Genomic DNA, 13,067 nt, shown 5'->3' on the forward strand with positions numbered 1-13,067 from the left:
AAGGGGCCGTACCCCACGGGGTACGGCCCCTTCTGTCAGCTGTTCCAGCCGAGCCCGGCGATCAGCCCGCGACGACCTCGATGTTGACCTTGGCGGCAACCTCGGGGTGCAGACGCACGGACGTCTCGTGGGCGCCCAGGGTCTTGATCGGCGCACCCAGCTCGATGCGACGCTTGTCGACCTCGGGACCGCCGGCGGCCTTGATCGCCGAGGCGATGTCGGCCGGGGTGACGGAACCGAAGAGACGGCCGGAGTCGCCGGAGCGGACGGCCAGGCGGACCTTCACACCCTCGAGCTGGGCCTTGATCTGGTTGGCCTGCTCGATGGTCTGGATCTCGTGGATCTTGCGAGCACGACGGATCTGCTCGACGTCCTTCTCGCCCCCCTTGGTCCAGCGGATCGCGAACTTCCGCGGGATCAGGTAGTTGCGAGCGTAACCGTCCTTGACGTCGACGACGTCGCCCGCGGCACCGAGGCCGGAGACCTCGTGGGTGAGGATGATCTTCATGAGTGACTCACCCTCCCTTAGCGCGCGGTGGACGTGTAGGGCAGCAGCGCCATCTCACGGCTGTTCTTGACGGCCGTGGCGACGTCACGCTGGTGCTGCGTGCAGTTGCCGGTCACGCGGCGGGCACGGATCTTGCCGCGGTCGGAAATGAACTTCCGCAGCATGTTCGTGTCCTTGTAGTCCACGTACGTGACCTTGTCCTTGCAGAAAGCGCAGACCTTCTTCTTCGGCTTGCGCACAGGCGGCTTCGCCATGGTGTTTCTCCTGTGTGATCAAGAAGTTTGGGTACGACCCACCCTCGACCCGGCCCGGTCCGAAGGACCCGGCCAGAAGGCCTAGAAGGGGGGCTCGTCCGAGTAGCCGCCACCGCCGGCGGAGCCGCCGGAGCCGCCGCCCCAGCCGCCGCCCTGGTTGCCACCGGCGGGAGCGCCGGTCGCCCACGGGTCGTCGGCCGGAGCACCGCCCTGCTGGCCGCCACCGGGGCTGCCGCCCCAGCCGCCGCCCTGGCCGCCACCGCCGCCGTAACCGCCCTGGCCACCGCGGCCGGTGGTCTTGGTGACCTTGGCCGTGGCGTTGCGCAGGCTGGCGCCGACTTCCTCGACGTCCAGTTCGTAGACCGTGCGCTTGACGCCCTCGCGGTCCTCGTAGGACCGCTGCTTCAGCCGGCCCTGCACGATGACACGCATGCCTCGCTGAAGCGACTCGGCGACGTTCTCCGCCGCCTGGCGCCAGACCGAGCAGGTCAGGAAGAGGCTCTCGCCGTCCTTCCACTCGTTGGTCTGGCGGTCGAAGGTGCGGGGGGTGGACGCGACACGGAACTTCGCGACCGCCGCACCGGAGGGGGTGAAGCGCAGCTCGGGGTCGTCGACAAGATTGCCGATGACCGTGATGACGGTCTCGCCTGCCATGGGGGAACCTCTCGGCGGGTTTGCTGCTGCTGGCTGCTTGTGCTGCTACTCGAATCCCGGGATCAGCTGAGCGGGAGAGCTCAGTGGGTCTCGGGGCGGAGGACCTTGGTCCGGAGGACCGACTCGTTCAGGTTCATCTGGCGGTCGAGCTCCTTGACGACCGCAGGCTCGGCCTGCAGGTCGATGACCGAGTAGATGCCCTCGGGCTTCTTCTTGATCTCGTACGCGAGACGACGACGGCCCCAGGTGTCGACCTTCTCGACCTTTCCGCCACCGTCACGGACGACGGAAAGGAAGTTCTCGACCAGCGGGGAGACAGCGCGCTCCTCGAGATCGGGGTCGAGGATGACCATCACCTCGTAGTGACGCATGTGGAACCCACCTCCTTTGGACTCAGCGGCCACGGTCGTTCCGTGGCAGGAGGGTTGTGATGCGTACGCAACGGTATCGGCCGCCACTGACAATCGGGGGTCAGCCGACGGAATCGCCAGGTTCGCCTTGACTCTGCCTGGGCAGACACCGGTGCAGACCGTACAGAGTACCCGCACCCCCGCTTCCGGTTGAAATCGGGTCGCAGGACCCGTCAACCTGGACACCTCGGGTGTGCACGGCGCTACGATGCGCCGCCCTTTCGCAGGAGGTGCCCCATGGCACAGACGATGCGACCCAACACCGCCGCCGGCGGCCTTTTCGCCACGGACGGCAAGTCCCACCCGCTCCAGGACACCCTCCTCGCGGTGACCCTGGTGCTGGGCGTGACGGCCATCATCACGGCGATGTTCGAGAACCTGCACCTGCTGAGCTCCTGGACCGGCCTGGTGGGCATCCTCACCGGTGCGTACGGCCAGTGGGTCTCGGAGACGACGCGCCAGCGCTTCGGGCTGATCCTCGGCCTCGGTGCCTCGGCGGTCGGCTTCTTTCTCGGCATGGCGCACGGCGGCCTCTTCGGCGGCCTCGTCGGCTGACGCCAGGCGCACCCTCCATCTGTTACTGCTCAACGCCTCGGCGGCCCACAGGCCGGGACGAAGGTTCCGTACGGTCATTTGGGGCGCTCCCAAGGCGCAGTAGGCTTCGGCGCGAGAGCCGGAGCCCCTGAACCCATGGGGACACGCCAGCCCGAGGAGCGCCCCGAATGAGCCTGACCCTGAGGACCATCAGTCGAGAGCAGCATCTGGCCTACATCCAGAGCCTGCCCGCGGCGAGTCACATGCAGGTTCCGGCATGGGCGGACGTCAAGGCGGAGTGGCGCTCGGAGAACCTCGGCTGGTTCGACGACCGGACCGGCGAGCTGGTCGGCGTGGGCCTCGTCCTCTACCGCCAGCTGCCCAAGATCAAACGGTACCTTGCCTATCTGCCCGAGGGCCCGGTCATCAACTGGTTCGCGCCGAACCTCGACGACTGGATCCAGCCGATGCTGGCGCACCTCAAGCAGCAGGGGGCCTTCTCCGTGAAGATGGGCCCGCCGGTGGTCATCCGGCGCTGGGAGGCGTCGACCATCAAGCAGGGCATCCAGGACCCGGACGTGAAGCGTCTGCGGGACCTGGAGGCCGACTTCATCGAGCCGCGCGCCTTCGAGGTCGCCGACAAGCTGCGCCGCATGGGCTGGCAGCAGGGCGAGGACGGCGGCGCCGGCTTCGGCGACGTACAGCCGCGCTACGTCTTCCAGGTGCCGCTCGCCAACCGCTCCCTGGAAGAGGTCCACAAGAACTTCAACCAGCTGTGGCGCCGCAACATCAAGAAGGCCGAGAAGGCCGGCGTCGAGGTCGTCCAGGGCGGCTACGAGGATCTGCCCGAGTGGCAGCGGCTGTACGAGATCACGGCCGTGCGTGACCACTTCCGGCCCCGCCCGCTGGCGTACTTCCAGCGCATGTGGACGGCCCTCAACTCCGAGGACCCCAACCGCATGCGGCTGTACTTCGCCCGCCACAACGGTGTGAACCTGTCGGCGGCGACGATGCTGATCGTCGGCGGGCACGTCTGGTACTCCTACGGCGCCTCCGACAACATCGGCCGTGAGGTCCGGCCCTCGAACGCGATGCAGTGGCGGATGCTGCGCGACGCCTACGCGCTCGGCGCCACCGTCTACGACCTGCGCGGCATCTCCGACTCGCTGGACGAGACCGACCACCTCTTCGGCCTGATCCAGTTCAAGGTGGGCACCGGCGGTCAGGCCGCCGAGTACCTCGGCGAGTGGGACTTCCCGCTGAACAAGCTGCTCCACAAGGCGCTCGACATCTACATGTCGCGCCGCTGAGTCGCCACAATCTCCTCTCATACCTCCCATACACCGCAGCAACCAGAAAGGTTCCAGGTCCGGCCATGGCGCTCACGCTCTACGTCGACACCGCGCGCTGGCGGGCGCACCACAAGCACGTGCAGGAGCAGTTCCCGGGGCTCGTCCCGGTATGCAAGGGCAACGGCTACGGCTTCGGGCACGAGCGATTGGCGGAGGAGGCCACGCGGCTGGGCGCGGACATGCTCGCCGTCGGCACGACGTACGAGGCCGCGCGCATAAAGGACTGGTTCAGCGGTGACCTGCTGGTGCTGACGCCGTACCGGCGCGGCGAGGAGCCCGTGCCGCTGCCCGACCGGGTCGTCCGCTCGGTGTCGTCGGTCGACGGCGTGTACGGCCTCGTCGGGGCCCGCGTCGTCATCGAGGTGATGTCCTCGATGAAGCGGCACGGCATCAGCGAGCAGGACCTGCCGCAGCTGCACGCCGCCATCGAGAACGTCCGCCTGGAGGGCTTCGCCATCCACCTGCCGCTGGACCGTACCGACGGCTCGGACGCCGTCGAGGAGGTCATCGGCTGGATGGACCGGCTGCGCGCGGCCCGGCTGCCGCTGCACACGATGTTCGTGAGCCACCTCAAGGCCGAGGAACTCGCCCGGCTGCAGCAGCAGTTCCCGCAGACCCGCTTCCGCGCCCGCATCGGCACGCGGCTGTGGCTGGGGGACCACGAGGCCACCGAGTACCGCGGCGCGGTCCTGGACGTCACCCGTGTCGCCAAGGGCGACCGCTTCGGCTACCGGCAGCAGAAGGCGGCCTCCGACGGCTTCCTGGTGGTCGTGGCGGGCGGTACGTCGCACGGGGTGGGCCTGGAGGCCCCGAAGGCGCTGCACGGCGTCATGCCGCGTGCCAAGGGCGTCGCGCGCGCCGGCCTCGCCACGGTCAACCGGAACCTTTCTCCGTTCGTCTGGGGCGGCAAGCAGCGCTGGTTCGCGGAGCCGCCCCACATGCAGGTCTCGATCCTGTTCGTGCCCGCGGACGCCCCGGAGCCGAAGGTCGGCGACGAGCTGGTGGCCCATCTGCGGCACACCACGACACAGTTCGACCGCCTCGTGGACCGCTGAGAGTCTCTGCGTAAACGAAAGGCCGTACGAAAAGGCCGTACACGGGAGGTCCCGTGTACGGCCTTTTCGTACGGCCTTCTTTCGTGTGGCCTTCCTACGCCTTGTTCGCTCAGAGCGAACTGTCTCCCGGGGAGGACGTGCCGGGGCTGCCCCACTCCACCTGCGGCCCGTCGAAGTGGGCCGCGTGGCGCGGCGGATGGGCAGCGGCGCCGAGCACGAAGACGTCCTCCGCGCCGTCGAGCACGCCGCCCGAGGGGTCGTCGTCCCCGGCCCGGCGCACCACGTCCCGCTCCGGCATGAGGATGTCGCGCACGACGACCGCACTCAGGTACAGCGTCCCGAGCAGATGCATGCCGATCGCCCAGTGGTAGCCGTCGGTCGGCAGACCCTTGTGGGCCTCTCCGCTGGTCGTGTACGCGAGGTACATCCAGATCCCCAGGAAGTACGCCACCTCGCACGCCTGCCAGATCAGGAAGTCCCGCCACTTCGGCCGGGCCAGCGCGGCCAGGGGCACCAGCCACAGGACGTACTGCGGGGAGTAGACCTTGTTGGTGACGATGAAGGCCGCGATGATCAGGAAGGCCAGCTGGGCGAAGCGTGGGCGGCGGGGGGCGGTCAGCCCGAGCGCCGCGATGCCCCCGCAGCACAGCAGCATGAGCAGCGTGGCGAGCGTGTTGACGGTGTCGGTGCTGAGCGGGTTGCTGGAGTTCTGGGCCATGATCAGCCAGAAGGACCCGAAGTCGACGCCCCGGTCGTGGCTGAACCGGTAGAACTTCGACCACCCCTCGAAAGCGAACAGCATCACGGGGAGGTTCACCACCAGCCAGGCGACCATGGCGCCGCCCAGCGCCTTGCCGTACTCCCGCCACTTGCCGGCGCGCCAGCACAGCACGAGCAGCGGGCCGAGCAGGAAGGCGGGGTAGAGCTTGGCGGCCGTGGCGAGCCCCAGCAGGACGCCGAAGGCGAGGGACCGGCCCCGGGACCACATCAGCATCGCGGCGGCCGTCAGGGCGACCGCCAGCAGGTCCCAGTTGATGGTGGCGGTCAGCGCGAAGGCCGGCGCCAGGGCGACCAGCAGGCCGTCCCACGGCCGCCGGGCGTGCGTGCGGGCCACGCAGACGGCGGTGACGGCCGCGCACACCATCAGCAGCCCGGCGTTGACCATCCAGTACCACTGCTCCTGGTGCTGGATGCTGCCGCTGCCGGGCGTCAGCCATGCGGCCACCTCCATGAACACGCCGGTCAGCACCGGGTACTCGAGGTAGTCCATGTCGCCGGGAAGCTTGTCGAAGTACGGCACGAGCCCGTCGGCGAAGCCACGCCCCTGGTACAGGTGCGGGATGTCCGAGTAGCAGGCCTTCGTGTACTGCGAACTGGCACCGAAGAACCAGGCGCCGTTGTAGCAGGGCGCCTTCTGGACCAGGCCGAGGGCGAACAAGCCGATCGCGACGAGCGCGACGACCCGCACGGGAGTCCACCAGGACGTCCCGAGCAGGGCGCGCCGCCCCACGGGGCCGCCGATCAGCTCGCTGCCGGCCGCGGCGACCTCGTCCTCCTTGGTCGGCCGCACCGGGTCGGGCTCGTGCACGCGCGCGTGCGTCGATTCAGCACTGGGCATGGGCCACATCCTGCCGTACGTCCCTGAGCGTGGCTGCCCCGTCGTCCCGAGTCGCGGCCCAGGAGCGCCGTCTCCAGGTGGTCTGGATCAGCCCCGCCGGAACTCCTCCCGCCGCGATCACCGCCGTCGGAGTTCCGCCTCTCCTGGGCAGTCACAACCAATCGTCCTCACCGTGCTGTGACCCGTGGCACAGCCACCCGGTCCGTTCGCCGTGCGGGACGGCCCGGGAAGCTCGTGGGCGGACCGGCGGTGGTTTACCGGCCGAGCGTCCGCGTAGGGGGTCGGTATCTCCGGCGGAAACCGCGAGGCGGTGCCACCGGATGGACCGGTGGCACCGCCTCGTGTGCCGTGTCGGCTGCGACGGCCGACCACGCTCAACCGTTCGGGCCTCCGAAGAAGCCACCGTTGCCGTTGCCTCTGCTGGTGCCGCCGCCACCGGTGTCCGTCGGTGTCGGGGTCGGGGTGGTGCCCCCGTCCGTGCTGCCTCCGTTGCCGTTCCCACCGCCGTTGTTGCAGCCGAAGAAGCCGCAGGTATCGGTCGGCGTGGGTGTCGGGCTGGTGGTGGTCTGGCTGGGCGTCGGGGTCGGCGTCGGGCTGTCCTCGACGGTCTGCGTCGGGGTCGGGGTCGCCGACGGGGTCGGGGTGTCGTTGATGACCTCACCGATGGGCTCGGCAGGCGGGAAGGGCTTGTGGGAGGCGTCCTTCAGCGCCTCCGCCATGTAGTCCTTCCAGATCTGGGCCGGGATGTCACCACCGTGGATGGAGGGGACACCGCCGGTGCCGTTCATTGACAGCAGCTTGCCCTTGGCCGGGTCGGTGCGGAACAGCGTGACAGCCGTGGACAGCTCCCGGGTGTATCCGACGAACCACGCCGACTTGTTCTTGTCGGTCGTACCGGTCTTGCCGGCCACCGGGAAGCCGATGTCCGCGACCTTCTTGCCAGTGCCGTTCCGGACCACGTTCTGCAGGACGTCCGTGATGTTGTTGGCGACGTTCGCGTCCAGGGCCTCCTGTGCCTTGGGGGCGGTGAAGCCGGGGAGCTGCTTGCCGTCCTTCATCACCTTGATGACCGAGTACGGCTCGTGGTGCTCACCGGAGGCGGCGAACGTGCCGTAGGCGTCGGCCATGCGGATGGCGCTCGGCGTCGACGTACCGAGCGAGAAGGACACGTTGTTGAGGTTCCCCTTGTCGAAGGACTCCGGCAGGATGCCGATCGACTGCGCGACGTCCCGCGTCCTGCCCAGGCCCACGTCGATGCCCAGCTGGGCGAACGGCGTGTTGATCGACTGTTCCATGGCCTTCTTGAGGGTGACCATGCCCCAGTTGGTGGTGCCTTCGTTCTTCTGGCGGAACGGCTTGCCGTTGTTGCCCATGATCGGGTCGCCGTTCTGGTTCCGGATCACGACGAGGTCGTTGCCGTTGTACTTGGCCAGCGGCGAAAGGGGCTCCGGGCGGGTCTTGTAGGTGCCGTACTTCATCGCGGCGGCCAACACGATGGGCTTCCAGGTGGAGCCGACCGGGACACCCGTCGTGTTGGCGTTGTTGGTGTAGTGCCCCTTGTCGTAGCCCTCACCGCCGTAGAGGGCGACGAGCGCGCCGCTGTTCGGGTCGACCGAGGCCGCACCGAACTGGACGTGCTTGTCCTCCGGGCGGATCTTGGGGTTGAGGAAGCTCTTCTCGGTCTTCTTGACAGCCGCTTCCAGCTCGTTGACCTTCTTCTTGTCGAAGGTCGTGTAGATCCGGTAGCCGCCCTTCTCCAGGTCCTCGGGCGTCAGCCCGGCCTTCTTCGCCACGTACTCCTTGGCGATGTCGACGAGGTATCCGGTCTGCCCGGACAGGGACGACGACTGCTTCTTGAACTTGGGGAACTGGCTGGGCGAGGGCCGCTGGGAAGCGGACAGCTTCTTCAGTTCCACCATCCGGCCCAGGATCCAGTTCCACCGCGCCTTGGCCCGCTGGGTGTTGGCATCCGGTGTGGCGCTGGCGCCGACGCCGCCGTCGGGGTTGTACAGGTTCGGGCCCTTGAGGACGGCCGCGAGGAAGGCGCACTGCTCGGTGGTGAGGTCCTTGGCGTCCACGCCGAAGTAGGCCTGGGCGGCCGCCTGGATCCCGTATGCGTTGCGGCCGTAGTAGGCCGTGTTGAGGTAACCCGCGAGGATCTCGTCCTTCGACATCCTCGAGTTGACCTTGATGGAGATGAAGAGCTCCTTGAACTTGCGGGTAAGCGTCTGCTCCTGGCTCAGGTAGGTGTTCTTCACGAACTGCTGGGTGATGGTCGAGCCACCCTGCGTCTGGCCGCCCCGGGCCATGTTCACCAGGGCGCGCGCGATGCCCATCGGGTCGACGCCCTTGTCGCTGTAGAAGGACGCGTTCTCGGCGGAGACCACCGCGTTCTTCATGTCCTTCGGAATCTCCGAGGGCTGCACGATCTGGCGGTTGGTCTGGCCGCCGGTGGCCGCCATCTGGCTGCCGTCGGACCAGTAGAAGACGTTGTTCTCGGCCAGGGCCGTCTTGTTGGCGACGGGGACGCTCACCATGGCGTACCCGATGCCGGCGGCGACCATCAGGCCGCCGATGAAGGTGAGGAAGGTCCCGGTGACGAGTTTCCAGGACGGCAGCCAGCGTGCTGCGCCGTACTTACCCGCGCGCGGGTAGTCGATGAACCGCTTCCTGCCGGGCGGAGCCGTCCGCCCGCGCCCGGGCCCGTTCGGGCCGCCGGGACCGCCGCGCCGGCCGGGTTCGGCCGCTCTGCGCCGGCCGGCGTTTCTCTGCGCCGCCCGCCGGGCCTCGGCACGGCCGCCGTACGGGCGCTCCTCACCCCCCGCGCCATAGGAACCCGACCCATAGGAACTGGACCCATAGGAGTCGGCAGGAGATCCGGTGGCGCCTCGCGGTGCCGCACGGCGACCGGAGGACGAGCCGGGCTGGCCGCGTCGGGCCGCGGCACGTCCGCCTCCCTGCGGCTGCGGCGGTTTGCGACGGTGCTCGCTCATCGAACGATTACTCCTCGGGCAGGCGCACCCTTGCGCGCCTGGAAACGGCGGCTGGTTTCCGGTCCCCCCGAAGTACGGATGTGGTCGGTTCTGCATTCACCCGTACTGCACCGAGGACGAGGACGTCCCCGGGCGTCACTCGGTTCCCGGTGGTGTGCATGGCGCACAGACTACGCACCGTCAAAACCTGCCTAGCCCTGAAGTTCACCCCAAATAAGGCAACTTGCCGCCAACGAATCGGTGATGTGATCCCGTTCACCATGCCCCCTCTTGTCGCATCCGGATGGCCGTTCTATCGTCGTGATGTATCGAGTCGATATATCAGCGCGACATAAAACCGTCACGGCACCTGTCACCACGGGTCGCGGCAGAGAGGAGGCGACGATGGGCCGGCGTTCCGGAATCCTCGAGTTCGCCGTACTCGGCCTGCTCCGCGAATCCCCGATGCACGGCTATGAGCTGCGCAAACGACTCAATACGTCACTGGGTGTGTTCCGTGCCTTCAGCTACGGGACGCTCTACCCCTGCCTCAAGACGCTGGTCGCCAACGGCTGGTTGACCGAGGAGCCGGGGAACACCTCCGAGGACGCCGTCGCCGCCCCGCTCGCGGGGCGCCGCGCCAAAATCGTCTACCGGTTGACGGCGGAAGGTAAGGAGCACTTCGAGGAGCTGCTCTCGCAGACCGGCCCCGACACGTACGACGACGAGCACTTCGCCGCGCGCTTCGCCTTCTTCGGGCAGACGTCGCGCGACGTACGCATGCGCGTGCTCGAGGGCCGCCGCAGCCGGCTGGAGGAACGCCTGGAGAAGATGCGCGCCTCCCTGGCGCGCACCCGGGAGCGCCTCGACGACTACACCCTCGAGCTCCAGCGCCACGGGATGGAGTCCGTGGAGCGCGAAGTGCGCTGGCTGAACGAGCTCATCGAGAGCGAGCGGGCCGGGCGGGATCTCAAGGGTTCCGCCTCCGGCGGGTCCGCTCAGCAGGACACCACATCTGGAGCGACGGGCGGCCTGCCCCGGTCCGGGGAGTCTCCCCGGCCGGATACGCCCGACGACACCGCCACGTGAGGTCCCGTCGGGGCTTCACCGAGTACACACAGGGAGCAACCGGAATGGGTTCGGTTCGCGTAGCCATCGTCGGCGTGGGCAACTGCGCCGCGTCGTTGGTACAGGGCGTCGAGTACTACAAGGACGCCGACCCGGCGTCCAAGGTCCCGGGCCTCATGCACGTGCAGTTCGGCGACTACCACGTGCGTGACATCGAGTTCGTCGCCGCCTTCGACGTCGACGCGAAGAAGGTCGGCCTCGACCTCGCGGACGCCATCGGCGCCTCCGAGAACAACACCATCAAGATCTGCGACGTGCCCACCACCGGTGTGACGGTCCAGCGCGGCCACACCCTCGACGGCCTCGGCAAGTACTACCGCGCCACTATCGAGGAGTCCGCCGAGGTGCCGGTCGACGTCGTCCAGGTCCTCAAGGACAAGCAGGTCGACGTTCTCGTCTGCTACCTGCCCGTCGGCTCCGAGGACGCGGCGAAGTTCTACGCCCAGTGCGCCATCGACGCCAAGGTCGCCTTCGTCAACGCCCTCCCGGTCTTCATCGCCGGCACCAAGGAGTGGGCGGACAAGTTCACCGAGGCGGGCGTCCCGATCGTCGGTGACGACATCAAGTCGCAGGTCGGCGCCACCATCACGCACCGCGTCATGGCGAAGCTGTTCGAGGACCGGGGCGTCATTCTGGACCGCACGATGCAGCTGAACGTCGGCGGCAACATGGACTTCAAGAACATGCTCGAGCGCGAGCGCCTGGAGTCCAAGAAGATCTCCAAGACGCAGGCCGTCACTTCCCAGATCCCCGACCGGGACCTCGGCGAGAAGAACGTCCACATCGGCCCGTCCGACTACGTCGCCTGGCTCGACGACCGCAAGTGGGCCTACGTCCGCCTCGAGGGCCGCGCCTTCGGCGACGTCCCGCTGAACCTGGAGTACAAGCTCGAGGTGTGGGACTCCCCGAACTCCGCCGGCGTCATCATCGACGCCTTGCGCGCCGCGAAGATCGCCAAGGATCGCGGCATCGGCGGCCCGATCCTGTCGGCGTCCTCGTACTTCATGAAGTCCCCGCCGGTCCAGTACTTCGACGACGAGGCCCGCGAGAACGTCGAGAAGTTCATCCGCGGTGAGGTCGAGCGCTAGCACAGCGCCGCGCGCTAGCTCGACACCGCGCCGCGCGCCAAGCCTGCTCCTGCCAGGGCTGCTGGGGTTCCCCGGGTTGTACGACCCGGGGACCTCGCGTATGTGAGGCTGTGCCCCATGGCCGTCGTCTGTGACCTGCGCGTCCTGCTGCGCTTCCAGGGCTTCAGGCGCCTGCTCGCCGTACGGCTGCTCTCCCAGGGCGCCGACGGCGTCTACCAGGTCGCGCTCGCCACCTACGTCGTCTTCTCCCCGGAGAGGCAGACCTCGGCCGCCGCGATCGCCTCCGCGCTGGCGGTGCTGCTGCTCCCGTACTCCGTGGTCGGCCCCTTCGCCGGCGTCCTGCTGGACCGCTGGCGGCGCCGCCAGGTCTTCCTGTACGGCAACCTGGTGCGCGCGGTGATGGCGGCGGCGACGGCCGCGCTGATGGTCGCCGCGGTCCCGGACTGGCTGTTCTACGTCTCCGCGCTGTGCGTCACCGCCGTCAACCGCTTCGTCCTCTCGGGCCTGTCCGCCGCCCTGCCGCGGGTGGTCGACGCCGAGCGCCTGGTGATGGCCAACTCCCTGTCGCCGACCGCCGGAACCCTGGCCGCGTTCGCGGGCGGAGGCCTAGCCTTCGTCGCACGCCTGGTGGCGGCGCACTCCGACGCGGCCGTGGTGCTGTTGGGAGCCGCCCTCTACCTGTGCGCGGCTCTCGCGTCGCTGCTCATGGCGCCGGAACTGCTCGGCCCCGACCAGGAGTTGGTGCAGCCACGGCTCTCCGCTGCGCTGACCGGCACCGCGCGCGACCTGGTGGCGGGCATACGGCACCTCACCGCCCCGCCGCGCAGGGAGGCCGCCTGGGCGCTGACCTCGATGACGCTGATGCGGTTCTGCTACGGCGCGCTGACGGTCATGGTGCTGATGCTGTGCCGGTACGGCCTGACATCGAACGCGGACGACGGGGTGCGCCTGCTGGGGCTGGCGTTGGGCGTCTCCGGCGCCGGATTCTTCGCGGCGGCGGTCGTGACCCCGTGGGCGGCCGGGCGACTCGGTCCCACCCGCTGGATCGTCGTGTGCGCCGCGTCCGCCGCGGTTCTGGAACCCGCCCTCGGCCTTCCGTTCGCCACCGGCCCCCTGCTGGTCGCAGCCTTCGTCCTGGGTCTGACCACCCAGGGCGCGAAGATCTCCACGGACACGGTCGTGCAGTCCGCGGTCGACGACGGCTTCCGTGGCCGGATCTTCTCCGTTTACGACGTGTTGTTCAATGTCGCCTTTGTCGGGGCGGCCGGGGTGGCCGCTCTGATGTTGCCACCGGACGGCCACTCCGCGGTGCTGGTGGTCACAGTGGCCCTTGCCTACGGAGCAGTTGCGGTGGCTATGGCCCGTTCTGGGCGTCAGTAAGTGTCACATCAATGACACAGGGCCCCTCTGGGTTACAGGGTTGTCAGTGAGGACCGGTAGCTTACGTGCGTCTTATTTCGCGCCATGCCCGCGTCACACGCGCCGATGTTCTAG

Annotated in this window: 12 protein-coding genes; 6 read left to right on the top strand and 6 right to left on the bottom strand. The window is 68.4% G+C overall.

Annotated features, from left to right (window positions below):
- Nucleotides 1-61: 61 nt before the first annotated feature.
- The 4 genes from rplI to rpsF form a co-directional block, all read right to left on the bottom strand.
- Nucleotides 62-508: a 50S ribosomal protein L9 gene (gene rplI, locus ABZV31_RS25035; RefSeq protein ID WP_355897821.1), complete on the bottom strand. Its 447-nt coding sequence runs from the start codon at nt 506-508 to the stop codon at nt 62-64.
- Between the two features lie 17 nt (nt 509-525).
- A complete protein-coding gene (rpsR, locus tag ABZV31_RS25040; protein ID WP_003949403.1) occupies nt 526-762 on the bottom strand; it encodes a 30S ribosomal protein S18 in 237 nt (78 codons plus the stop codon).
- Between the two features lie 81 nt (nt 763-843).
- A complete protein-coding gene (locus ABZV31_RS25045) occupies nt 844-1,416 on the bottom strand; it encodes a single-stranded DNA-binding protein (RefSeq protein WP_355897823.1) in 573 nt (190 codons plus the stop codon).
- A gap of 80 nt (nt 1,417-1,496) precedes the next feature.
- Nucleotides 1,497-1,787 (bottom strand): 30S ribosomal protein S6, encoded by a 291-nt coding sequence (rpsF, locus tag ABZV31_RS25050; RefSeq protein WP_355897826.1) that lies wholly within the window; start codon nt 1,785-1,787, stop codon nt 1,497-1,499.
- A gap of 276 nt (nt 1,788-2,063) precedes the next feature.
- Here rpsF and ABZV31_RS25055 point away from each other — a divergent pair, with 276 nt between their 5' ends.
- From ABZV31_RS25055 to ABZV31_RS25065, 3 genes are all read left to right on the top strand, one after another.
- Nucleotides 2,064-2,381: a hypothetical protein gene (locus ABZV31_RS25055; protein WP_355897828.1), complete on the top strand. Its 318-nt coding sequence runs from the start codon at nt 2,064-2,066 to the stop codon at nt 2,379-2,381.
- Nucleotides 2,382-2,548: 167 nt separating this feature from the next.
- Complete coding sequence (femX, locus tag ABZV31_RS25060; protein ID WP_355897831.1) at nt 2,549-3,670, top strand: peptidoglycan bridge formation glycyltransferase FemX; 1,122 nt, start codon at nt 2,549-2,551, stop codon at nt 3,668-3,670.
- 65 nt (nt 3,671-3,735) lie between these two features.
- Nucleotides 3,736-4,767: an alanine racemase gene (locus ABZV31_RS25065; RefSeq protein WP_355897834.1), complete on the top strand. Its 1,032-nt coding sequence runs from the start codon at nt 3,736-3,738 to the stop codon at nt 4,765-4,767.
- A 109-nt stretch (nt 4,768-4,876) separates the two neighbouring features.
- On the opposite strand, the gene ABZV31_RS25070 is transcribed toward ABZV31_RS25065, so the two are convergent.
- Nucleotides 4,877-6,385 carry a glycosyltransferase 87 family protein gene (locus ABZV31_RS25070; RefSeq protein WP_355897837.1) on the bottom strand — a complete coding sequence of 503 codons (1,509 nt, stop codon included), beginning with the start codon at nt 6,383-6,385 and terminating at the stop codon, nt 4,877-4,879.
- Between the two features lie 374 nt (nt 6,386-6,759).
- A complete protein-coding gene (locus tag ABZV31_RS25075; protein WP_355897840.1) occupies nt 6,760-9,378 on the bottom strand; it encodes a transglycosylase domain-containing protein in 2,619 nt (872 codons plus the stop codon).
- A gap of 384 nt (nt 9,379-9,762) precedes the next feature.
- Between ABZV31_RS25075 and ABZV31_RS25080 the strand changes: the two genes are divergently transcribed.
- The 3 genes from ABZV31_RS25080 (at nt 9,763) to ABZV31_RS25090 (ending at nt 12,953) form a co-directional block, all read left to right on the top strand.
- Nucleotides 9,763-10,446, top strand: a complete 684-nt coding sequence (locus ABZV31_RS25080) for a helix-turn-helix transcriptional regulator (protein WP_355897843.1) — start codon at nt 9,763-9,765, stop codon at nt 10,444-10,446.
- 44 nt (nt 10,447-10,490) lie between these two features.
- Nucleotides 10,491-11,573 (top strand): inositol-3-phosphate synthase, encoded by a 1,083-nt coding sequence (locus ABZV31_RS25085; protein WP_355897846.1) that lies wholly within the window; start codon nt 10,491-10,493, stop codon nt 11,571-11,573.
- A 117-nt stretch (nt 11,574-11,690) separates the two neighbouring features.
- Complete coding sequence (locus tag ABZV31_RS25090; RefSeq protein WP_355897849.1) at nt 11,691-12,953, top strand: MFS transporter; 1,263 nt, start codon at nt 11,691-11,693, stop codon at nt 12,951-12,953.
- Nucleotides 12,954-13,067: the final 114 nt, after the last annotated feature.

The sequence above is a fragment of the Streptomyces sp. NPDC005202 genome (assembly GCF_040608235.1).
GTDB lineage: Bacteria > Actinomycetota > Actinomycetes > Streptomycetales > Streptomycetaceae > Streptomyces.